22 protein-coding genes are annotated in these 20,467 nt (G+C 73.4%); 12 read left to right on the top strand and 10 right to left on the bottom strand.

Annotated features, from left to right (window positions below):
• Positions 1-31: 31 nt before the first annotated feature.
• Entirely contained in the window at positions 32-745 is a 714-nt protein-coding gene (locus O7597_RS25245; protein ID WP_269741182.1) for a histidine phosphatase family protein, read from the bottom strand.
• A 475-nt stretch (positions 746-1,220) separates the two neighbouring features.
• Between O7597_RS25245 and O7597_RS25240 the strand changes: the two genes are divergently transcribed.
• A complete protein-coding gene (locus O7597_RS25240) occupies positions 1,221-1,814 on the top strand; it encodes a hypothetical protein (RefSeq protein ID WP_281580920.1) in 594 nt (197 codons plus the stop codon).
• Between the two features lie 279 nt (positions 1,815-2,093).
• On the opposite strand, the gene O7597_RS25235 is transcribed toward O7597_RS25240, so the two are convergent.
• Together O7597_RS25235 and O7597_RS25230 are read right to left on the bottom strand one after the other, a co-directional pair.
• Positions 2,094-2,930: an undecaprenyl-diphosphate phosphatase gene (locus O7597_RS25235; RefSeq protein WP_269741180.1), complete on the bottom strand. Its 837-nt coding sequence runs from the start codon at positions 2,928-2,930 to the stop codon at positions 2,094-2,096.
• On the bottom strand, positions 2,927-3,979 hold the full coding sequence (locus tag O7597_RS25230) for an LLM class F420-dependent oxidoreductase (RefSeq protein ID WP_269741179.1): 1,053 nt from the start codon (positions 3,977-3,979) through the stop codon (positions 2,927-2,929). Before O7597_RS25230 ends, O7597_RS25235 begins: the two co-directional genes overlap by 4 nt.
• Positions 3,980-4,118: 139 nt before the next feature.
• Here O7597_RS25230 and O7597_RS25225 point away from each other — a divergent pair, with 139 nt between their 5' ends.
• The gene (locus O7597_RS25225) at positions 4,119-5,090 is read left to right on the top strand and encodes an aldo/keto reductase (RefSeq protein ID WP_164447238.1); all 972 of its coding nucleotides are present in this window, start codon (positions 4,119-4,121) and stop codon (positions 5,088-5,090) included.
• Between the two features lie 55 nt (positions 5,091-5,145).
• Positions 5,146-5,337 carry a DUF5703 family protein gene (locus tag O7597_RS25220; protein WP_053655860.1) on the top strand — a complete coding sequence of 64 codons (192 nt, stop codon included), beginning with the start codon at positions 5,146-5,148 and terminating at the stop codon, positions 5,335-5,337.
• Positions 5,338-5,407: 70 nt separating this feature from the next.
• Here O7597_RS25220 and O7597_RS25215 read toward each other — a convergent pair whose 3' ends face one another.
• Positions 5,408-6,061, bottom strand: coding sequence for a hypothetical protein (locus tag O7597_RS25215; RefSeq protein ID WP_269741178.1), 654 nt, complete (start codon positions 6,059-6,061; stop codon positions 5,408-5,410).
• A 54-nt stretch (positions 6,062-6,115) separates the two neighbouring features.
• Positions 6,116-7,444, bottom strand: a complete 1,329-nt coding sequence (locus tag O7597_RS25210) for a M20/M25/M40 family metallo-hydrolase (protein WP_269741177.1) — start codon at positions 7,442-7,444, stop codon at positions 6,116-6,118.
• Between the two features lie 114 nt (positions 7,445-7,558).
• Between O7597_RS25210 and O7597_RS25205 the strand changes: the two genes are divergently transcribed.
• The 3 genes from O7597_RS25205 (at position 7,559) to O7597_RS25195 (ending at position 9,490) form a co-directional block, all read left to right on the top strand.
• Positions 7,559-8,158 (top strand): hemerythrin domain-containing protein, encoded by a 600-nt coding sequence (locus tag O7597_RS25205; RefSeq protein WP_269741176.1) that lies wholly within the window; start codon positions 7,559-7,561, stop codon positions 8,156-8,158.
• A 77-nt stretch (positions 8,159-8,235) separates the two neighbouring features.
• Positions 8,236-9,234, top strand: a complete 999-nt coding sequence (locus O7597_RS25200) for a LysR family transcriptional regulator (protein ID WP_281580919.1) — start codon at positions 8,236-8,238, stop codon at positions 9,232-9,234.
• Between the two features lie 19 nt (positions 9,235-9,253).
• Positions 9,254-9,490, top strand: a complete 237-nt coding sequence (locus O7597_RS25195; RefSeq protein ID WP_164447243.1) for a hypothetical protein — start codon at positions 9,254-9,256, stop codon at positions 9,488-9,490.
• A 62-nt stretch (positions 9,491-9,552) separates the two neighbouring features.
• On the opposite strand, the gene O7597_RS25190 is transcribed toward O7597_RS25195, so the two are convergent.
• From O7597_RS25190 to O7597_RS25180, 3 genes are read right to left on the bottom strand one after another with little or no spacing between them, the layout of a single operon-like run.
• On the bottom strand, positions 9,553-9,903 hold the full coding sequence (locus O7597_RS25190) for a DUF3140 domain-containing protein (RefSeq protein ID WP_281580918.1): 351 nt from the start codon (positions 9,901-9,903) through the stop codon (positions 9,553-9,555).
• On the bottom strand, positions 9,903-10,067 hold the full coding sequence (locus O7597_RS25185; RefSeq protein WP_166458402.1) for a hypothetical protein: 165 nt from the start codon (positions 10,065-10,067) through the stop codon (positions 9,903-9,905). The genes O7597_RS25190 and O7597_RS25185 overlap by 1 nt, the downstream gene beginning before the upstream one ends.
• A gap of 15 nt (positions 10,068-10,082) precedes the next feature.
• The gene (locus O7597_RS25180) at positions 10,083-12,635 is read right to left on the bottom strand and encodes an ATP-dependent Clp protease ATP-binding subunit (protein WP_281580917.1); all 2,553 of its coding nucleotides are present in this window, start codon (positions 12,633-12,635) and stop codon (positions 10,083-10,085) included.
• A gap of 116 nt (positions 12,636-12,751) precedes the next feature.
• Between O7597_RS25180 and O7597_RS25175 the strand changes: the two genes are divergently transcribed.
• The 5 genes from O7597_RS25175 (at position 12,752) to O7597_RS25155 (ending at position 17,946) form a co-directional block, all read left to right on the top strand.
• Positions 12,752-13,141 (top strand): hypothetical protein, encoded by a 390-nt coding sequence (locus O7597_RS25175; RefSeq protein ID WP_269741173.1) that lies wholly within the window; start codon positions 12,752-12,754, stop codon positions 13,139-13,141.
• Between the two features lie 147 nt (positions 13,142-13,288).
• Entirely contained in the window at positions 13,289-13,549 is a 261-nt protein-coding gene (locus O7597_RS25170; protein ID WP_092379879.1) for a hypothetical protein, read from the top strand.
• A gap of 8 nt (positions 13,550-13,557) precedes the next feature.
• On the top strand, positions 13,558-14,619 hold the full coding sequence (locus O7597_RS25165; protein ID WP_281580916.1) for a hypothetical protein: 1,062 nt from the start codon (positions 13,558-13,560) through the stop codon (positions 14,617-14,619).
• Complete coding sequence (locus tag O7597_RS25160; protein WP_281580915.1) at positions 14,612-17,281, top strand: FtsK/SpoIIIE domain-containing protein; 2,670 nt, start codon at positions 14,612-14,614, stop codon at positions 17,279-17,281. Before O7597_RS25165 ends, O7597_RS25160 begins: the two co-directional genes overlap by 8 nt.
• Complete coding sequence (locus O7597_RS25155; protein ID WP_281580914.1) at positions 17,278-17,946, top strand: hypothetical protein; 669 nt, start codon at positions 17,278-17,280, stop codon at positions 17,944-17,946. The genes O7597_RS25160 and O7597_RS25155 overlap by 4 nt, the downstream gene beginning before the upstream one ends.
• 14 nt (positions 17,947-17,960) lie before the next feature.
• On the opposite strand, the gene O7597_RS25150 is transcribed toward O7597_RS25155, so the two are convergent.
• Positions 17,961-19,274 (bottom strand): cupin domain-containing protein, encoded by a 1,314-nt coding sequence (locus O7597_RS25150; protein WP_281580913.1) that lies wholly within the window; start codon positions 19,272-19,274, stop codon positions 17,961-17,963.
• Between the two features lie 9 nt (positions 19,275-19,283).
• On the bottom strand, positions 19,284-19,526 hold the full coding sequence (locus O7597_RS25145; RefSeq protein ID WP_093402782.1) for a hypothetical protein: 243 nt from the start codon (positions 19,524-19,526) through the stop codon (positions 19,284-19,286).
• 200 nt (positions 19,527-19,726) lie between these two features.
• Here O7597_RS25145 and O7597_RS25140 point away from each other — a divergent pair, with 200 nt between their 5' ends.
• Positions 19,727-20,464: a PIG-L deacetylase family protein gene (locus O7597_RS25140; RefSeq protein ID WP_281580912.1), complete on the top strand. Its 738-nt coding sequence runs from the start codon at positions 19,727-19,729 to the stop codon at positions 20,462-20,464.
• Positions 20,465-20,467 lie beyond the last annotated feature (3 nt).

The following is a 20,467-nucleotide window of genomic DNA, read 5'->3' as shown; positions in this document are numbered from 1 at the left end:
CCGAACGTGCCGGGGTGCGGAGCCGGACGGCTCACCGGGACACCCCCGCGCCACCGCCGACCGCGGCGTCCGAGTCGGTCGGCCGGCGGCCCCGCCGACGCCGCTTGCCGGGCGGCGGTACCAGACCGGCCAGGTCACCACCGACGTCGTTGAGGCGTACCAGGAACGGTCGCAGGGGGGTGTAGCGGATCGCGGTCACCGACGCCGGGTCCACCACGATCCGCTGAAAAAGATCCAGGTGTACGCCGAGCGCGTCGGCGACGATGGCCTTGATCACATCACCGTGGCTGCACGCCAGCCAGACCGCCTCGGGGCCGTGCTCGGCGGTCAGCCGGGCGTCCCAGACGCGTACCGCCGCGACCGCGCGGGTCGCCATCTGCGCCATCGCCTCGCCCTCGGGGAAGACCACGGCGCTGGGATGCTGCTGCACCATCGGCCAGAGCGGCTCCTTGGCCAGCTTCTTCAGCGGCTGGCCCTCCCAGCTGCCGTACCCGCACTCGATCAGACCGTCGTCCACCACCGGCGACGCCTCGGGCAGCGCCAGCTCCAGGGTCTGCCGGCAGCGGATCAGCGGGCTGGTCACCACGGCCGTCAGCGGCACCTGCCGCAACCGTTCGCCCACCGCGGTGGCCTGGGCGCGGCCGGTCTCGTCCAGCTCGACGGGCTGCCGACCGGCGAGGCCGCCGTCGGCGTTCGCGGTGGTGCGTCCGTGCCGCAGGAGCAGAAGAGTCGCCACCCGCACCACCCTAGGCCCTCACCCCACACCGCTCAGCGCGGTACGGAACTCTCAGACAGGACACCTGGCAGCCAGATCCGCCACCGGCCCCGCCCTCAGCCAGGGTGGCAAACTGGGGCTGAGCTGGCCAGGTGGGCGCGGTGTCCGGTTTCCGGGGTCGGTGGCGGGCGACCGGGCGGAATCACCGGCCGGTGGCGGGCGTTGTAACCGGTGGCTGACGAAGCAGCACCCACCCACCCCCCGGACGTGGGCGGCGGGATGTGGGAATGACCCGCCCCCGCCGGTCGTTGCACATGGTCCCGGCGCGCGATCCACCCCCGCCCCGCACACCTGCGGGACGCGCGCCCCGCCTTTCCCCTGATACGCCCGGCACCACGACCGGGTCGACGTCCCCGCTGTCTTCTGGCGCTCGACCGCGCCCCGGCCCACCCGTCATCCCCCTCCCCGACGGGCGAGGCCCACCCCCGACGCGAAGGAGCCCTCGATGAACACCACGCTGCGCAAGAGCATCCTCGGCATCGCCGGCCTCACCGCCGCCGCCGGACTCGCCGCCGGCCCGCTGAACCACGGCACCACCACCGGCAACGAGCTCACCCCGACCACCCCCATCGCCGCCGTCCAGGCCGACAAGCCCGACATGGGCACGCTGCTGCCGCACGGCACCCCCACCGGCCAGTCCCACGTCGACCTGAACGACGAGCAGATCACGAATGTGAAGGCGATCATCGCGGCGACGAAGAAGGCCGGCATGGACGAGCGTGCCGCGGTGGTGTCGATCGCGACCGCGTTGCAGGAGTCGAAGCTGGAGAACCTGGGCCACCTCGGTGACCGCAACGACCACGACTCGCAGGGCCTGTTCCAGCAGCGCCCCTCCTCCGGCTGGGGCACGGTGGAGCAGATCACCGACCCCGAGTACTCCACCCTGGCGTTCCTGAAGGGCTTGAAGCAGGTCGACGGCTGGCAGGACATGCCCCTGACCCAGGCCGCCCAGACCGTGCAGGTCTCGGCCTACCCCGACCACTACGCCCAGTGGGAACAGCAGGCCGCCGACCTCGTCGCCGAACACTGGACCAGCTGACAACCACCAGCTGACCCCAGCTGACAACCGAAGACATTCCTCCACAGGGGGAGCAGAAAGCCGCCGGCCGGCACCCGAACCCGGGTGCCGGCCAGCGGCATGTCCAGCAGACAGCAGACAGTCAAACCCACCCGGGCCGGCTGGCCCACACCCGTGCGGAGGCCAACCAGGTCAGGCTGGGGGCGACCGTGCCCGGCGCAGGGATCAAGCCTGACCGCCCGAAGCCGGGCACGGTCGCCCCCAGCCCGAACCGCAACCACCCACCACCAGAACTCAGACTCAGGTGGCGCTGATGGTTCCGGTCAGCAGCAGGGCCAGGACGAGCGTGCCGACCGCGACCCGGTAGAGCACGAAGATGTACAGGGTGTGGTGCGCGACGTAACGCAGCAGCCAGGCGATGGCCGCGTAGCCGACCCCGAACGCGATGAGCGTGGCGACGATCATCTGCGCGACGGTGGGCACCGAGGTGCCGGGCGCCGCCGGTTCGAAGACGTCCCCGAGGCTGAAGATCCCGGACATCACCACCGCCGGAATGGCCAGCAGGAACGAGTAGCGGGCCGCGGTCTCCCGGGTCAGGCTCAGGAAGAGACCGAAGGTGAGCGTCGCGCCGGACCGGGAGACGCCCGGGATGAGCGCCAGCGCCTGGGCGAAGCCCATCACCACGCCGTCGCGCAGCCGGAAGTCGCGCAGGGTCCGGGTCTGCCGGCCCCAGTACTCGGCGAAGGCGAGCACGAAGGCGAACACGATGAGGGTGGTGGCCACCACCCACAGGTTGCGGGCGGTCTCCCGGATCTGGTCCTTGAACAGGAAGCCGAAGAACCCGATCGGAATCGAACCGACGATCACGTACCAGCCCATGCGGTAGTCCAAGCTGGCCCGGACGGACTTGTCCCAGATGCCGACCACCCAGGTCCGACCGATTCGCCAGATGTCCTTGGCGAAGTAGAGCAGTACCGCCGCCTCGGTGCCCAGCTGGGTGACCGCGGTGAAGGACGCTCCGGCGTCCTGCTCGAAGAAGATCGCCGAGGTGATCCGCAGGTGACCGGACGAGCTGACCGGAAGGAACTCGGTCAGGCCCTGGACGATGCCCAGGACGATGGCTTCGATCCAGGTCACTCCCCGACTCCCGAGAGGTCCAGCGCCTCGGCGACGGTCCGCAGGGTCTGCACACCGGTGTCACGGTCGGCGGCGAAGAGGGTCACCGACAGGGTGGTGACCCCCGCCTCGGCGTACTCCCGCATCCGATCGGCGATGCGCTCCTTCGGTCCGAGCAGCGAGGTCCGGTCGATGAACTCCATCGGCACGGCGGCCGCGGCGTCGCGCTGCCGCTTGGCCAGGTAGAGTTCCTGCACCTCGCGGGCGGCGTCACCGTAGCCCATCCGGGTCGCCAACTGGTTGTAGAAGTTCTGCTGGCGGCTGCCCATGCCACCGACGTACAGCGCCGCGTACCAGCGGACCAATTCGGCGCACGAGTTCAGGTCGTCGCCGACCACGACCGGCACGGAGGGCACCACGTCGAAGCCGGCCAGTTCCTTGCCGGCCCTGGCCCGACCGGCCCGCACCGCCGCCAGCTGCTCCTGGGCGAACTCGGGGGCGTAGAAGACCGCCAGCCAGCCGTCGGCGATCTCGCCGGCCAGTTCCAGGTTCTTCGGGCCCACCGCGGCCAGGTAGATCGGGATGTGCTCGCGCGGCGGGTGGAAGCCCAACCGCAGTGCCTTACCGGGGCCGTCGGGCAGCGGCAGCGTGTAGAACTCGCCGTCGTAGGCAACCTCCTTGCGGCCCACCGCCAGCTTCACGATGTCCACGTACTCGCGGGTGCGGGCCAGCGGCTTGCCGAACCGGACGCCGTGCCAGCCCTCGGAGACCTGCGGGCCGGACACCCCCAGGCCGAGCCGGAACCGCCCCCCGGAGAGCGAGTCGATCGTGGCGGCGGTCATCGCGGTCATCGCGGGCGTCCGGGCGGGGATCTGCATCACCGCGCTGCCGATGTCGATCCGCTCAGTCTGTCCGGCCATCCAGGCCAGCATGCTCGGCGAATCGGAGCCGTAGGCCTCGGCGGCCCACACCACCGAGTAGCCGAGCCGGTCCGCCTCCTGAGCCAGGGCCAGGTGGTCGGCCGGCGTGCTCCACGCTGTCTGGTATCCGAGGCTTAGCCCGAGTCGCACAGAGTCCTCCCCCATCCGCAGTCGCATCAGGTTACGCGGTGCGGGTGGCCGGGACGATCACCGGCTCACCCCGATCCGCGGGCAGACTCGACGGGAGCGAGGATATCCGTCCGGCCCTGGTTCGAAATAAGGTTCACCCATGCAGCAGCGACCGCTCGGCCGCAGCGGGCTGGCGGTTTCCCGGCTCGCGCTCGGCACCATGACCTGGGGCCGGGACACCGACGCCGACGACGCCGCCGCACAGTTGAAGAGTTACCTCGACGCCGGTGGCAACCTGATCGACACCGCCGACGTGTACGGCGACGGCGACGCCGAGTCGGTGATCGGCTCGCTGCTTGGCAGCCTGGTGCCCCGCGAGGAGTTGCTGATCGCGACGAAGGCGGGGCTTCGGCCGGGCGGCGCCCGGCGCCGGGACGGCTCCCGTGGTCACCTGCTGCGTACGCTGGACGCCTCGCTGCGCCGGCTCGGCACCGACCACGTCGACCTGTTCCAGGTGCACGGCTACGATCCGCAGACCCCGCTGGAGGAGACCCTCGCGGCCCTGGACCACGCGGTGGCCAGCGGCCGGGTGCGCTACGTCGGCGTGTCGAACTTCTCCGGCTGGCAGACCGCCCGGGCGGCGGCCTGGCAGGCGGCCTGGCCGGGCCGGGCGCCGGTGGTCGCCGCCCAGGTGGAGTACTCCCTGCTGGAGCGAGGGGTGGAGCGGGAGGTGCTGCCCGCCTGCGAGGCGCTCGGGTTGGGGGTGCTGCCCTGGTCGCCGCTCGGTCGGGGGGTGCTGACCGGCAAGTACCGGCACGGCCGACCGGCGGACTCCCGGGCGGTGTCGCCGCATTTCGAGCGGTTCGTCGCCACGTATCTGGAGCCGCGCTGCTCCAGCATCGTGGAGGCGGTGGCCACCGCCGCGAGCGGCCTCGGCGTCTCCCCGCTGGAGGTGGCGCTGGCCTGGATCCGGGATCGGCCGGGGGTGACCGCGCCGATCCTCGGCGCGCGTACCTCGGGGCAGTTGCTCGGTGCGCTTCAGGTGGAACGGATGACCCTGCCCGACGAGATCACCACGGCGCTGGACGACGTCTCGGCGCTGGAGGTCGGCTATCCGGAGCGCGACGGTTGAGCATCACGCGCCGAAGGCTGGCGCTGCGGGGGTCCGGCTGGGCAGCATAGGCCACATGGACTACGAATACGCGCCGCTGCGGTTGCCGCCGAACGTCGACCGGTTGACCGCCGCGGCGCAGCTGGCGATCCAGGCGGAGTTCTCCGGCTGGGAACTGGCCCGGGTGCGGCTGTTCCGTGACGGTACGCGGCAGGTGGTGCTGCGTCGCCGGCGGGTCAACCAGCCGCAGCCGGGCCTGTCGTACTGACCGTCGGCGGCGCGCCGGTAACCGGGCCGACCGTTGCGGCCGGCCCGGTTACCGCTGGGCGCCTCCGCTGTCAGTGCACGTGGTCGTGCTCGTCGTCGAGTTCCAGGAAGGGGTGCTCGTCGAGGCGGCCGACCAGGCGGTCGTCGGCGCCCGGCTGGAACGGGCCCACCGGGTCGTCGTCGGCGAACGACTCCAGGTCGACCGGAGTGCCGACCTCGCTGACCATCACCACACCGTCGAGCGGCTCCAGCTCCGGCACGTCGAGCGCGCCCAGCGAACCGTCGCCGCTCTGCAGCAGCTCCAGCACCGCCTCGCCGACGCCCTCCACCGGCGGCACCTCCTCGTCACCGGGTACGCCCTCCCGGCGGGCCGCCTCGGCGACCCGGATCAACGCGGAGACGCTCGGCACCCGGTAGTCACGGCGCTGGCGTACCGAGATCACCTGCGGGTGCGGGTCGGTCGACTCGACACCCTCACCACCGCCGAAACGCTGATCGGCCTCGTCCGGGTCGATGGACTCGACGTCCCACGGGGTGACCTCGCCGAAGGCGTCCATGAGTTGCTCGTCGTAGGCGAACGACGCGTTGTTCAGCGCGACGTACGCCTGCCAGACGTCGTCGTCGTCGATCCGGCCCTGCGCGGCCCGGACGGCGGCCAGGTGGTGGCGGGCCGCTTCGATCACGCGCTCGAGGGCGGCGTCCAGCTCACCGTGCTGGTCGGTCATGTGAGGCGTCCCCTTCACGAAGAATCCAGGATGTCGCGTCCATCCGGACGCGGGCTAACAGGTGCGCAGGAACCGGTCGAGAACCCGCACGCCGAACTGTAGTCCGTCCACCGGCACCCGCTCGTCGATGCCGTGGAACAGCGCCGAGAAGTTCAGATCGGCCGGCAACCGCAGCGGCGCGAACCCGAAACACCTGATGCCCAGCTGCGCGAAGGCCTTGGCGTCGGTGCCGCCGGAGAGCATGTACGGCACCGGCCGGGCACCCGGGTCCTCGGCCCGCAGCGCGGCGGCCATGGCCGCGACCAGGTCGCCGTCGAAGGTGGTCTCCAGCGCCGGCTGCCGTTGCACGTACTCGATGGCGATGTCCGGGCCGACCAGCTCACGCAACTGCCGCTCCAGCAGCTCCGACTGGCCGGGCAGGCTGCGGCAGTCGATGGTGGCGCTGGCCCGGCCGGGGATGACGTTGTCCTTGTAGCCGGCGGCGAGCCGGGTCGGGTTCGCGGTGTTGCGGATGGTGGCGCCGATGATGTTCGCGATCGGGCCGAGCTTGGCGATGGCGGCCTCCGGGTCGTCCGGGTCCAGCTCGACGCCGAGGACCTCGGAGATCTCCGCCAGGAAGGCGCGCACGGTGTCGGTGACCACCACCGGGAAGCGGTGCCGGCCGATCCGGGCCACCGCCTCGGCCAGCGCGGTGACCGCGTTGTCGTCGTGCAGCATCGAGCCGTGCCCGGGCCGGCCCTTGGCGTGCAGCCGCAGCCAGTCGATGCCCTTCTGGGCGGTCTCGATCAGGTAGAGCCGCTGCGACGGGTCCACCGTGTAGGAGAAGCCACCGACCTCACCGATGCCCTCGGTGCAGCCGTCGAAGAGGTCGCGGTGCCGGGTGGTCAGGAAGTGCGCGCCGTACTCGCTGCCCGCCTCCTCGTCCGCGGTGTACGCGAGCACGATGTCCCGGGGCGGACGCACCCCCGTACGCTGCCAGTGCCGCACCACCGCGAGGACCATCGCGTCGAAGTCCTTCATGTCGATGGCACCGCGACCCCACAGGTAGCCGTCACGCAGCTCGCCCGAGAACGGGTGCACCGACCACTCGTCGGCGTCCGCCGGTACCACGTCCAGGTGCCCGTGCACGAGCAACGCACCGCGGCTGGGATCGGTGCCGGGAATCCGGGCGACCACGTTGGCCCGGCCGGGCGCGGACTCGTGGACGACCGGGGTGATGCCGACCTCGGCGAGCTTCTCGGCGACGTACTCGGCCGCGCCGCGTTCGCCGACGCTCGTGTCGTTGTCGCCGGTGTTCGTGGTGTCGATGCGCAGCAGGTCCCGGCACAGCTCGACGACCTCGTCGGTCGGCGCGGGGAGGGCGGCGTGGGCGTCGCTCGTCATCGTGCCTTCATATCAGCCCAGGGTTTCGGTTCGGGCTACCGCGGGTACTGCCGCGCCTGCCCGATGCCCGCCGAAGCCCCCTCGTCGCTCCGCCCGCCCACCCAGGAGGCGACCATGTCCGTCCACCTGCCGCCGCTGCCGCCCACCCCCGGGGAGGAGTACAAGCCCACCGGGCGCAGCATCGCCGACCTCGTCGCCGAGGAGCACCGGCAGCTGCTGGAGTTGACCCGGCGGCTGATCGAGCCCGGGCCGGACCCGGAGCACGGCCGCGACGTCCTGGTCGCCGCCCTGTCGCGGCATCTGTCCGGGGAGGAGCAGTACCTGCTGCCCGCCGTCCGGCACGCCGTGGCGGACGCGAACCCGCTTGTCGACGAGGTGTTGGCCGGCGACGTCGAGCTGCTGCGGACCCTGCAGGGGCTGACCGACGACGCCCTGCCCGACGTGGCCGCGCGGGTCGAGGCGCACGCCCGGGCGGTCGACCCGTTGATGCGGCGGCTCTGCGCCGCCGCCACCGAGGAGGAGCTGATCCGGCTCGGCAACCGGCTGGAGATCGCCGAGGAGGCGGCACCGACCCGCCCGCATCCGGCGGTGCCGCACAGCCCGCCGTGGAACCGGATCGTCGAGCCGGCGGTCGGGGTGGTCGACAAGGTTCGGGACGTCCTCGCCGGCCGGCACACCCAGTTGGGTGAGCTCACCGAGCCGCCACCTCGGTGAGAGACCCACGACACGTTCACGGTCGTTGATCCGTCCAGGCACTACCGCCAGCTGCGCCGTGGCCCTACCGTCACGCTATGAACCTGGAGTTGCGCCACCTGCGGGTGGTCTGCGCCATAGCGGAGACCGGGAGCGTGACCAAGGCGGCCTCGACGCTCGGCCTGGCCCAGCCGGCGCTGACCGCCCAGCTCCAGCGGATCGAACGTACCCTCGGCGGGCCGCTGTTCGAACGGGACCGGCGCGGCGCGCGGCCCACCGCCCTCGGCGAGCTGGTTCTGGCCCGGGCCCGGGTGCTGCTGCCGGCGATGAAGGGTCTGCAGGACGAGGCGGCCCGGTTGGCCGGCGCCGGCGACGCACCCCGCCGGTACCGGTTCGGCGGGGTGAACAGCCCGATCCTGGGTCGGCTGGTGCACCGGCTGGCCGCCGAGCAGCCGCAGGCACAGATCAGCACGCACGCCTCCTGGTCGGTCGACGAGCTGGCCCAGTTGGTCGCCGGTGGCCGGTTGGACTACGCGCTGACCGGGGTGTGCGGTGACTCAACACCGTCGGCGGACTACGGGTTGAGCTGGCGGGAGGTCGCCGTCGACCCGGTCATGGTGCTGCTGCCGGAGACCCATCCGCTGGCCGGGCGCGACGAGGTGGACCTGGCCGACCTGCGACACGAGCAGTGGGTGGCGGCGCCGGGGGACGGCTGCTTCGGCGACTGCTTCGCCGCCGCCTGCGCCCGCGCCGGGTTCACCCCCCGCAAGGTGTACGAGGCCGACGTGCGCAGCTGCATCGACCTGGTGGACGCCGGTGAGGCGGTGGCGCTGTGCCAGGCCACCTTCCGGCCGGTGGCCGGTCTGGTGACCCGTCGGCTGGTCGACACGCCGCTGCGCTGGCGGCTGATGCTGGGCTGGCATCCGGAGTCCGCCGCCGCCCGCACCGCCGACCTGGTGCTGGAGACCGCCCTGGTCGCGTACACCGACGCCCTCGCGCCGCATCCGGCGTACCTGGCCTGGCTGCTGCGCAACCCGGCGTTCGGTGTCCGGCGACCCGCGCCGGTGGTGACGGCACACCGGGTGCGAACCGGCTGAGCGCGGGTAAGGGGCGGGTATGACCGACCTCTATCCCGCCGCCGACGAGCGCGAACTGCTCCGTCGAGCCGCCGCCGCGCACACCGCCGCCGTCCGGGAGTGCGAAGCCTTCCTCCGCCGGTTGCCGGAGGTGCCGGACCCGGCCGACCTGGCCGAGTACGCCAACCTGCTCACCCGCGAGGAGCAGACCCGCGCCGACCGGCAGGCCGCCGCCGACGCCGCCGGGCTGGCCATCGCCAGCCTCGAAGCCGAGTAGCCCGGCCGGACGTGCCGGTATCCCCGGCGCGGTGCGGCAGCGCCGGGGACGACCCGGGGGGGTCAGCGTTCGACGAGCACGTCGTGACCCAGGTCGAGCAGGCTGTGTCGCCATTCGTCGTCGGCGTTGCCCCGGCCGGGCTTGGCGGCGGTCAGCGAGCGGATCCGCTCGACGGCGTCCCGCATCACGTCGATGTCCTCCGGGGTCAGGTCGACCTTGCGCTTGCGCAGCACGGCGAGGATCTGCCGGCCCGGCTCGGGCAGGTTCAGGTCGGGGTCGGGGCCGAACGCGTCCGCACCGGAGCCGCGGGTCAGCAGCCACTGTCGCAGTTGCTCGGACGGCATGTTGACCTCGGCGTGGAAGTCCTCCCAGAGCACTTCCACCTCCGGGTCGAGTCGCTGTTCGCGTACCATCAGCCCTCCTCTGCCGGCGGCGACCCGGACTCCTCCGGGTGCCCCTCGTCGGTCTGCCCGCCCAGCCCCTCCGGCGGCACCTGCACCCGGGCGGGGTTGGCCGTCGGCGGCGCCAGGATCGCCTCGGTCCGCTCGTCCTCGCGGGCCTCGTCCGGTTCGGTCATCGGTGCCCTTCCCGGTCAGCGGGGATGCGAGGTCGTCGCCCTGGCCTGCCCCCGACCGGCCGCCACGTCGAAGGCCAGCCGGTCGTCCCGGGCGTCGACGGTGACCCGCTGTCCGGGTGAGATCTGTTGTTCCAGCAGCATCCGGGACAGGTGGTTGTCGACCTCCCGCTGGATCACCCGGCGCAGCGGCCGGGCACCGAACTCCGGCTGGTAGCCGTGCTCGGCCAGCCAGTCGATGCCGGCGGTGGTGAAGTCCACCTCGATGTCCTGGGCGTGCAGCCGGCGACGGGTCTCCTCCAGCAGCAGCTCGGTGATCTGGCGCAGCTGCTCGGCCTCCAGCCGACGGAAGATGATCACCTCGTCGATCCGGTTGAGGAACTCGGGGCGGAAGTTCTCCTGCAACCGGCGCATCAGCCGCTCACGCAGCTCGTCGCTCTCTTGGGCGCTGCCCGGCTCGCCGGCACCGAAGCCGACCGCCCGCTGCGCGCCGGTGATCAGCTCGGAGCCGATGTTGCTCGTCATGATGAGTACGGTGTTCTTGAAGTTGACGGTGCGGCCCTGGCTGTCGGTCAGCCGCCCGTCGTCGAGCACCTGCAACAGCACGTTGAACACGTCCGGGTGGGCCTTCTCGATCTCGTCGAGCAGCACCACCGCGTACGGACGGCGACGGACCGCCTCGGTGAGCTGGCCGGCCTCCTCGTACCCGACGTAGCCGGGCGGCGCGCCGACCAGCCGGCTCACCGTGTGGCGTTCCTGGAACTCGCTCATGTCCACCCGGACCATCCGGTCCGCCTCACCGAACAACGCCTCGGCCAACGCCCGCGCCAGTTCGGTCTTGCCGACGCCGGTGGGGCCGAGGAACAGGAAGCTGCCCATCGGCCGGTTCGGGTCGGCCAGGCCGGTACGGGAACGCCGGACCGCCTCGGCGACCGCGGTGACCGCGTCGTCCTGCCCGACGACCTTCTCGTGCAGCTGGCCCTCCAGCCGCAGCAGTCGGTCCCGTTCCTCCTCGGTGAGCTGGCTGGCCGGGATGCCGGTGGCCCGGGAGACCACCTCGGCGATCTCCTCCGGCCCCACCTCCGGCACCTGGCTGCCGCCGCCGTCGTCGCCCCGGGCCCGCTGCACCTGGCTCTCCAGTTCGGCGACCCGGTCGCGCAGCGCGGAGGCGCGTTCGTACTGCTCGTCGGCGACCGCCTGCTCCTTGTCCCGCCGTACCTCCTCGAGCTGCTGCTCCAGGTCGCGCACGTCGGCGTCCGGGGTGCGGGTACGCAGCCGGACCCGGGCGCCGGCCTGGTCGATCAGGTCGATCGCCTTGTCCGGCAGGAAGCGGTCGGTGAGGTAGCGGTCGGACAGCTCGGCGGCGGTCACCAACGCCTCGTCGGTGAACCGCACCTGGTGGTGCGCCTCGTAGCGGTCCCGCAGCCCGCGCAGGATGGCCACGGTGTCCTCGACGGTGGGCTCGGGCACGAAGACCGGCTGGAAGCGCCGGGCCAGCGCGGCGTCCTTCTCGATGCTGCGCCGGTACTCGTCGAGGGTCGTCGCGCCGATCACCCGTAGTTCGCCGCGCGCCAGCGCCGGCTTGAGCATGTTGGAGGCGTCCATGCCGCCCTCGCTGCCCGCGCCGCCCGCACCGACCAGGGTGTGGATCTCGTCCAGGAAGATGATCAGCTCCTCCCGGTGGGCCCGGATCTCGTCGATCACCTTCTTGAGCCGTTCCTCGAAGTCGCCCCGGTACCGGGTGCCGGCGACCAGGCCGGCCAGGTCGAGCTGGATGACCCGCTTGCCGAGCAGCGTCTGCGGCACGTCGCCGTCGCAGATCTTCTCCGCCAGGCCCTCCACGATCGCGGTCTTGCCGACGCCGGCCTCACCGATGAGCACCGGGTTGTTCTTGGTACGCCGGGACAGGATCTCCACCGCCTGCTCGATCTCGTCGGCGCGACCGATCACCGGGTCGATCTGGTCGTTGCGGGCCAGGTCGGTGAGGTCCTGGCCGTACTGGTCGAGCGTCGGCGTGCCCCGGTCCGGCCGTGGACCGTTCGCCGGTCCCCGTTCGGCGTTGGCGGCCTGCAACGACTCCGGCTGGATCCGTCCGGCGGCGAGCATCCGGCCGGCCGGTGACTCGGGATTGAGCGGCAGGGCCATCAGGATGTGCTCGGGCCCGATGTAGTTGGCGCCCATCGCCCGGGACAACTGGTGCGCGTCGAGCAGCGCCCGTTTGGCCGCCGGGGTCAGCGACAGGTTCGGCGGCACCTCGCCGTGCGGGGCGCCGTCACCGCGTCCGCCCAGGGCGTTGACCAGGGTGTCCGGGTCCGCGCCCGCCCGCCGGACCAGGTCACGCAGCGGTTCCCGCTGCAACGCCGCCCAGAGCAGGTGGTCGGTGTCCAGGTCGTTGCTCTGCTTCTGCGCGGCCCGACGCGCCGCGTCGGCGAGCATCTCCCGCGCGTCCGCGGTCATCAGTCGGGTGATGTCGACCCGGTGCGCCGGGCGTCGCCCGCCCTCGCCCCGACCGAAGTACCGCGCCAGGAACTCGTCCCACGGGTCGGAGCCGAAGTCACCGGGTCCAATCATGTCTGTCCTCCGCGGTCGGGCGCGAGACGGTCGGCACGGGCTACCCCGGCACCGGCCGGACAAACGCCACGAAGGGCCAACCAGCCGATGCCGCCACCGGATGGCAGGCTGAGCGGATGGAACCGACACCGCTGCTGATCGTGGACGCGGCGAACGTGGTGGGCTCGCGCCCCAACGGCTGGTGGCGCGACCGGGCCGGCGCCACCGCCCGACTACGCGACACGCTGGCCCCGTTGGGTGGGCGGGGGCTGCCGCCGGACCTGCCGCCACCGGTCGAGGTGGTGCTGGTGGTGGAGGGCGCGGCCCGGGACGTGCCCGGGGTCGAGGGGGTACGGGTGGTCTCCGCCGCCGGGTCCGGCGACGACGCCGTGGTCGATCTGGTCGCCCGGGCCGGGCAGCGCCGACGGGTGGTGGTGACGGCCGACCGGGAGCTGCGGGAACGGGTCACCGGGTACGGCGCCGAGGTACGCGGGCCACGGTGGCTGACCGACGGTGGCGGTGGGTGAGCGCCCGCCCACCGGTCCCACGAATCGGACCAGGGGCGTCTGTGGTCGACAACCGGTCAGCGGGGCAGGAACACTGACAGGGCACGTGCTTCGTCCCCTACCGGCATAGGCTCTAATGGAGTCCTCCCCGCCCCCAGGAGGTTCCGCGTGGCGAGCGTCGCCGAGCTCAAGGCAGCCATCGATGTCGCACTGCAGCAGATCGGTGACGGCCAGAGCGCCGTGCAGGCCGCCGGCGAGAAACTGGCCGAGGCGCAGCAGACCCTCGCCGGGGCGCTGGAAGGAAGCGGCCACACCACGGTCGAGGCGGCGCAGGCGTCGCTGACCCAGGCCAGCCAGGAGCTGGAGGAGTGCCTCGCCGCGACACTCGTCGCGGTCGAGCAGGCCCAGCAGTACGTCTCGACGCTGTAGGGGCGGGCGTGTCCATCGTCGAGGAGGTCGGCGCGCAGGTCCGCGCCGCCGCCGAGGAGTTGCCGCTGGGCCTGCTCGGGCAGGCGCTGGAGAAGTTCGGCCTGGCCAGTGAGCGGCTGCGCTGGGTGCGTCAGGAGTCGGCCAACCCGATGGGGGTACCGGAGCTGTCCGCCGCCACCGAGCACGCGGAGACCGCCGGCTACGCGTTGCGGCTGGCCCAGGAGCAGCTGACCGCGTACCTGGCCGCGATCGGGCTGGCCCCCGACGGCGCGCCACCGGCCCCGGGGCAGCCCGAACGGCGACCGGTGCACGACGCGCCCGGGGCGGCCGAACCGGTGCTCGCCGCACCGGAGCCGGCCGGCGAGGTGCGGCTGCGTCGCTGGTGGTCGGTGCGGGTGGCCGAGCTGACCGGCGGGCGGGAGGGCTCGGCGGAGCAACCTGACGAACGCATCGCCGACTCCCGGGAGCTGCTGCACCGGGTGGTACGCGGGGTCCGGGCCGGTGATCGCGACCGACTGCACCGCGATCTACGCGGCGCGCATGCCGACGTCGGCCTGGGCCTGGCCGCCGTGGCCCCGCCGCTGCTGCGCGACCTCGCCAGCGAACTGCTCGGGCATCCGCCGCGCGGCGACGACCTCGCCCGGTTGCACCGCGAACTGGACGGTCGGGTCCGCGACCTGCTTCCCGGCCTGCCGGCCCCGGTGCTGGACACCCTGCTCAGCCGGGTGTGCCGGATGCCTCCGCCGCGCCGGGGCGAGGGCGAGCAGCCGCACGCCGCCGACCCGGCGGTCACCGCCGGCGTGCTCACCGGCGTCCTGCTCGACCGCCTCGGCCGCGACCTGCCGGCCGAGGGCGCGGGTGGGGTACGGACCGACAACGGCGGGGCGTCCGGCGGCCGGCCGGTCGGACGGGTCGGCGAGCCGGATCCCGGCAGGCGGGCGCAGCCTGGTCGGCCATCCCGGCCGACCGGTTCCGGGGACGGCCGGGACGGACCATGGTCAGGGGCACCGTCACGGTCCACCTCCAGCGACGGATCCGGCGGCCGGCCGAGGCGCGGGATCGATGGCTGACCGGCGCAACCAGCTGGTCACCCGCGTCCGGGAACTGCTCGCCGAGGCACTCGGCGCGTCCCGGGAACGGTCGGGCACGGCACAGGTCACGCTCACCGCCGCCCGCGAGCGGGCGGTGCGGGTCCGGCGGGCCGCCGCCGGCGTGCCGGAGCGCGTCGGCGCCGAACGCGACCGCCGCCTGGCCGAGATCGACTCCCGGCACGGAGCGCGGTTGGCGGTGCTGGCCCGGGAGGCGGCCGAGGCCGCCGCCCGGGAGGCGCCCGGCGCGGGCTCGGCGAACTGGCCGGACTGGCGACCCACCCCGGCCGGTCGGGCCGAACCGCCGGGAGCGACCCGGATCGGCACCGTCCGGCTGGCCGGCACCGAACCGGTGCCGGCGCTGGTGCCGCTGCTCGACGCCGGGCACGTGCGGCTGGACGGCGACGCCGACGGCTGTGCGGCCGTGGTCGCCGCGCTGCTGCTGCGCAGCCTGGGCCGGGCGGCACCGGGCAGTGTCCGGCTGGTCGGCTACGACCCGGACCGGCTCGGTGGCGGGCTGGCCGGATTCGCCCCGCTGGGTCCGGCCGGGCTGCTCACCTTCGTCGGTCCGGGTGGTCTGGGCCGGCTCCTGGACGACCTGGTGGAACAGATCCGCCGGATCAACGAGACCGTGCTGGCCGGCGAGCACGCGTCGCTGCGCGACCTGGCCGCCGCGACGGGACGACGCCCGGAGCCGTGGCGGGTCGCGGTGCTGCTCGGCGGGGACGAACTGTCCCGGCACGAGCGCGGCCAACTCGACCGGGTGGTACGCGCCGGGGTGGCCTGCGGCGTACACCTGATCGTGCGGGGTGTGCCGGTGCCCGACGGCCCGGCGGTCACCCGGGTGACGGTGACCGCCGACGGCGCCCGGATCGACAGCCTGGCGGTGCGGCTCGACCCGCCCCCGCCGGCCACCCTGATCACCGAGACCTGCCGGGACATCGCCTCCGTGGTCAGTGCCGGCCCGGCGCCCACCCCGTTCACCGACCTGCTGCCGCCGGCCGACCGGATGTGGCGGGAGGACTCGGCGAGCGGGCTGACCGCGCCGATCGGTGAGGGACCGCACGGCCGCCCGGTGCTGCTCACCCTCGGCGACTACCCGCCACACGCGTTGATCGGCGGACCCTCGGGCACCGGCAAGACCAACCTGATCTTCGCCTGGATCGGGGCCCTCGCGGCCCGCTACTCCCCCACCGAGCTGGAGTTCTACCTGCTCGACTTCAAGGAGGGGGTGTCCTTCGCCCGGTTCGCCAAGGGCCGGCGGGACCCGAGCTGGCTGCCGCACATGCGGCTGGTCGGCATCAACGTCAACACCGACCGGGAGTTCGGCCTGGCGCTGCTGCGCTTCCTGGCCGAGGAGTTGCGTCGGCGGGCGGACGCGGCCAAGAAGCACGAGGTCACCAAGCTGGCGGAGCTGCGCGCGGTGGACCCGACCGGGCACTGGCCCCGCATCGTCGCGGTGGTCGATGAGTTCCAGATGCTGCTGGCCGGCCGGGACGCGGTCGCCCGGGAGGCGGCCGACCTGCTGGAGGACCTGGCCCGTCGCGGCCGCTCCCAGGGCATCCACCTGGTCCTGGCCTCGCAGGACGTACGCGGCATCGAGGCGTTGTGGGGTCGACCCGCGCTGGTGGCCCAGTTCACCCTGCGCATCGCGCTGCCGAAGGCGCTGCGTATCCTCGCCGAACGCAACGACGCCGCCCAGTCGCTGCCGAAGTTCCACGCGGTGGTTAACGCCGAGTCGGGTCTGACCGAGGGCAACCAGGTGGCCCGGATCCCGTCGGCCAGCGACTGGGAGACGTGGAGCGACCTGCAACACCGGCTGTGGCGGATGCGTCCGGCCGACGCTTCGCCCGCCCGCCTGTTCGACGGCGACGCCGTGCCCCGGCTGGCCGACGCGCCGGACTTCCGGGCGCTGCGGGCGCCGGAGGTCGGTACCCCCCGAGGTCCGGTCGCGCTGCTCGGCGAGATCATCGACGTGCAGGCCCGCTCGGCGGTGCTGCGCCTGCCCCGGGCACCGGGCCGCAACCTGGCCGTCCTGGGTACCCGGGTCGACGAGGCGTGCGCGGTGCTGGACGCCGCGGCCCGCTCGCTGGCCCGGCAACACCGTCCCGGCAGCGCCCGCTTCTCGATCGCCTGCCTGGACCCGGACGCCGACCCCGCGGCCCGGGCCCTCTACGAGGATCTCGCCGACGACGCCGCCTGGTACGACGAGGAGACCGTGGCCGAACTGATGGCCGAGACCGCCGAGGCGCTGGGCGCGCCCGGTGCCACCGGCGCACCGCACTATCTGCTGCTGTTCGCCGTCGACGCGGCGGCCGGGACGCTGGCCGCACGCGCCGGACGGGCCACCGGGCTGGAGAACCTGCGCCGGATCCTGCACGACGGTCCCGAGCGGCGTACCCACGTGCTGGCCTGGTGGCGCGGGGTGGCCCGGATGCGCGCCGACCTGGGCGGCACCGGCGCGCGTACCGATCAGATCGGCGCCTGGGTGGCACTCGACACCCACGGCGGAGAGCTGGGCCCGTCGCTGTACCCGGGCAGTGGTGGCCCGGACTGGTATCCCCGCCCGTGGCGTGGGCTCTTCTTCGACCGGGCGGTGCACCGGACCGGGCAGACCATCATCCCGTACGGACCGGCCCGATGAACGAACCGGTCACCAGCCAGACCTACGCGGCCCAGTTGCGCCGGCTCGCCGAGCTGACGACCCGGGTGCGGGAGCAGCGCGAAGAGGCGCGGACGTGGTACGAGCAGCAGTGCGCGGCGGCGGACCGGGCGGTGGCCGAGTCCGCCGACGAGGTGAGCCGCGCCGAGCGGGAGCTGGCGGCCGCACGCGAGGCGCAGGAGCGGGTGGACGCCGAGGTGGCGGTGCTGTGGCAGGAGCTGAACGCCCGGCTCGGCGGCGGTGGGCGACGGGCCGGGGCGCCGCCGGCCCCCGCGCCGGATGCCACCGGCGACCCGTTCGCCCTGCTCGACGGGGTGCGCGATCTGCTGCGCCGTACCCGTCAGCCCGGTGAGCTGCCGGGCAACGTCAACCCGCTGCTGGCGCTGTGCGGCGTCGGCGGCGCGCTGCTGGCGTACGCGCTGGGTGCCGTCGCTCGCGCCCTGGGTACCCGCAACGACGGTGACCTGGCCGTCGGTCTGCCGGTGCTGGCTCTGGTGGTGACGTTGCTCGGTCCGGTGCTGGGTCTGATCCCGGCGCGCGTGATCGCCGACCGCCGCCACGCCGTGCTCAGCCCCCGCCCCGTTCTCATCGTCGTCGTCGCCGGCCTCGTCACCACCCTGCTCCTGCTGACCCTCCCCCTCCCCTGACCGCCCCGGCGCCGTCAGGCGGGGGTGAGGGCGGCTTCGCGGAGCAGGCGGCGGGTGAGGGTGAGGCGGTCGGCGTCGGTGTCCAGGCCAGGGAGGTCGCCGACGCGGATCGGCGGGCCGGCGAGCAGGGCACGGACGGCGGGCCCGCACTGCGCGGGCAGGGTGACCGTACGGTCGAACAGGCGCAGCGCCACCCGGTCGCCCGCGGTGATCAGCTGCCAGCGCAGGCCCGCCCGGGCGGTGACCCGGCTGTCGGCGCTCAGCGCGGTGATCGCGGCGGCCTGGGCCAGTGGCCGGATCGGTGCCGGGCGCGACGCCGGCCAGGCTCGCTGCCGCAGCCGGGCGGCCACGTCGGCCGGGTCGGCCCGCAGCAGCCACTCCCGCAGCGCCTCGACCGTCTCGGTCAGCTCCGGTTCGATGTCGTCCGGGTCGGCCACGTCGGTGCCGAACGGCAGGGTCGCCCGCAGTCGCTGATCATCGGCGGCCAGCGTGAGCAACTCCTCCACCAGCGCGTACCGGGTCAACGCCCGGACGCCGACGGTCAGGTGCAGCGAGCTGGACTCCTGCGCCTGGGCGCTGTGCAGCCATCCCCGGGGCAGGTAGAGCGCGTCACCCGGTTCCAGGACCACGTCCAGCGCGGCCGCACCCTGTGCGGTCGCCGCGACCTCGTCGGCCCGGCCGCCCCACGGCTGCCGCTCCAGCGGGTCGGGCAGCACCGGCGGGTGGATCCGCCAGTGTTTACGGCCGTCGACCTGGAGCACGAAGACGTCGTGGGTGTCGTAGTGGGTGGCGAAACCCTGACTGTCCGGTGGGGTCAGGTAGGCGTTGACCTGCAACGGCTGCCGTACCGCGAGGCTCAGGTCCCGGGTGAAGTCGATCAACGCGGGCCAGGTGCGGTGCAGGCCCTGCAGGACCAGCGTGGCGCCGTCGGCGTACAGCTGGAGGACCTTCTCGTCGAGGACCTGATCGTCGATCTCGGCGCCGGCGCCGCCGCCGCCGGTGTACCGCGCCGCCGGCAGCACCTGGCCGTCCTTGGCCACCCGCAGGAACGGGGTACGCAGACCCCGCCGGCTGAGTAGTTCGTCGGCGTCGGCGGGGCTGAGCAGGTCGGTGAAGCCGTCCGGGTTGGGCAGTTCGGCGGCGCGGGACAGCAGCGGGGTACGCCCCCAGTGGGCGGCGGCGAACTTGGCCGCCTCCACGCTGACGCAGCGGGCCAACGCGGCCGCGGCCGAGGTCCGCCCGGCCGGCTCGCCGAGGTCGGACGAAACGGCGGCCGGAGACGGAGCCGCCGGGCGGCCGTGGCCGCCCGGCGGGTCGAGATGCGTCATGGCGATCCGTTACCGGGCCGCGCCGTCGGCGCCGCCGTCCTGCTGACCCGGGGTCGCACCGCCGTCGGCCGGGCCCTCGGCACTACCGTCCGCGCCGCCGTCGTGCTGGCCCGGAGTGGCACCGCCGTCGGCCGGACCCTCGGCACTACCGTCCGCGCCGCCGTCGTGCTGGCCCGGAGTGGCACCGCCGTCGGCCGGACCCTCCGCCCCGCCGCCGCTGGTCGTCTGCATGTCGTCGTCGTTGAGTGGCATCGTGCTCCCTCGGATTGACCCGCCCCCGCCGCCATTGGTCGGGTGCGTCCTGCCGCGGGTGGTACCCCGCTCCCGATCTTCTCTAACCCCGCCTCCTCCCACCGTAATCGTGCGAACCATCCGACATGACCGGTTCGCCGTCGCGGGCGGGCCGGCGGCTCGGGTGGCAGGATTGGTCGAACCCTGCGACGGAGGTGCTGATGACCGAGCCACTGGAGCCGGTGACCGAGGACTGGCAGCGCGCCCTGGCGATCGTGGCCCACCCGGACGATCTGGAGTTCGGTGCCGCCGCCGCCATCGCCCGCTGGACCGGGCAGGGCAAACACGTCGTCTACTGCCTGGTCACCAGCGGCGAGGCGGGCATCGACGGGATGCCGCCGCCGCGTGCCCGGCAGGTACGCGAGCAGGAGCAGCGGGAGTCGGCGGCCCTGGTGGGCGTGGACACGGTCGAGTTCCTGGGCCTGCCCGACGGGGTGCTGGAGTATGGCGTGCCGCTGCGCCGGGAACTGGCCGCCGTGGTCCGTCGGCACCGCCCGGAGATCGTCATCACCAACAACTTCCGGGCCACCTGGGACGGGGCGGACGTGCTCAACCAGGCCGACCACATCGCGGTGGGCCGGGCCACCCTGGACGCGGTCCGCGACGCCGGCAACCGTTGGATCTTCCCCGAGCAGCTGGTCGACGGCGTCGAGCCGTGGGGTCGGGTACGACAGGTGTGGGCGGCCTCGTCGCCGCGTTCCGGGCACGGTGTGGACACCACCGACACGTTCGACCGGGGGGTGGCGTCGCTGCTGGCCCACGAGGCGTACCTGACCGGGCTGGGTGACGGCAGTTTCGACGCCGAGGAGTTCCTGGAGGGCGGCGCGCGGCCGGTCGGTGCCCGGCTGGGCGTGCGCTACGGCACCTCGTTCGAGGTGTTCCACTTCGACCTCTGGTAGGGC

This window comes from Verrucosispora sp. WMMC514 (assembly GCF_027497295.1).
In the GTDB taxonomy this organism is placed as follows: domain Bacteria; phylum Actinomycetota; class Actinomycetes; order Mycobacteriales; family Micromonosporaceae; genus Micromonospora; species Micromonospora palythoicola.
Note: the sequence above shows the minus strand (reverse complement) of the source record. Positions and strands in the feature narration are given on the sequence as shown.

What these genes read in the sequence shown, in the direction of transcription:
- O7597_RS25240 (WP_281580920.1), top strand. Translation starts at nt 1,221, where the DNA reads ATGAACACCACGCTGCGCAAGAGCATCCTCGGCATCGCCGGCCTCACC.
- O7597_RS25225 (WP_164447238.1), top strand. Translation starts at nt 4,119, where the DNA reads ATGCAGCAGCGACCGCTCGGCCGCAGCGGGCTGGCGGTTTCCCGGCTC.
- O7597_RS25220 (WP_053655860.1), top strand. Translation starts at nt 5,146, where the DNA reads ATGGACTACGAATACGCGCCGCTGCGGTTGCCGCCGAACGTCGACCGG.
- O7597_RS25215 (WP_269741178.1), bottom strand. Translation starts at nt 6,061, where the DNA reads ATGACCGACCAGCACGGTGAGCTGGACGCCGCCCTCGAGCGCGTGATC.
- O7597_RS25210 (WP_269741177.1), bottom strand. Translation starts at nt 7,444, where the DNA reads ATGACGAGCGACGCCCACGCCGCCCTCCCCGCGCCGACCGACGAGGTC.
- O7597_RS25205 (WP_269741176.1), top strand. Translation starts at nt 7,559, where the DNA reads ATGTCCGTCCACCTGCCGCCGCTGCCGCCCACCCCCGGGGAGGAGTAC.
- O7597_RS25200 (WP_281580919.1), top strand. Translation starts at nt 8,236, where the DNA reads ATGAACCTGGAGTTGCGCCACCTGCGGGTGGTCTGCGCCATAGCGGAG.
- O7597_RS25195 (WP_164447243.1), top strand. Translation starts at nt 9,254, where the DNA reads ATGACCGACCTCTATCCCGCCGCCGACGAGCGCGAACTGCTCCGTCGA.
- O7597_RS25190 (WP_281580918.1), bottom strand. Translation starts at nt 9,903, where the DNA reads ATGGTACGCGAACAGCGACTCGACCCGGAGGTGGAAGTGCTCTGGGAG.
- O7597_RS25185 (WP_166458402.1), bottom strand. Translation starts at nt 10,067, where the DNA reads ATGACCGAACCGGACGAGGCCCGCGAGGACGAGCGGACCGAGGCGATC.
- O7597_RS25180 (WP_281580917.1), bottom strand. Translation starts at nt 12,635, where the DNA reads ATGATTGGACCCGGTGACTTCGGCTCCGACCCGTGGGACGAGTTCCTG.
- O7597_RS25175 (WP_269741173.1), top strand. Translation starts at nt 12,752, where the DNA reads ATGGAACCGACACCGCTGCTGATCGTGGACGCGGCGAACGTGGTGGGC.
- O7597_RS25160 (WP_281580915.1), top strand. Translation starts at nt 14,612, where the DNA reads ATGGCTGACCGGCGCAACCAGCTGGTCACCCGCGTCCGGGAACTGCTC.
- O7597_RS25155 (WP_281580914.1), top strand. Translation starts at nt 17,278, where the DNA reads ATGAACGAACCGGTCACCAGCCAGACCTACGCGGCCCAGTTGCGCCGG.
- O7597_RS25150 (WP_281580913.1), bottom strand. Translation starts at nt 19,274, where the DNA reads ATGACGCATCTCGACCCGCCGGGCGGCCACGGCCGCCCGGCGGCTCCG.
- O7597_RS25145 (WP_093402782.1), bottom strand. Translation starts at nt 19,526, where the DNA reads ATGCCACTCAACGACGACGACATGCAGACGACCAGCGGCGGCGGGGCG.
- O7597_RS25140 (WP_281580912.1), top strand. Translation starts at nt 19,727, where the DNA reads ATGACCGAGCCACTGGAGCCGGTGACCGAGGACTGGCAGCGCGCCCTG.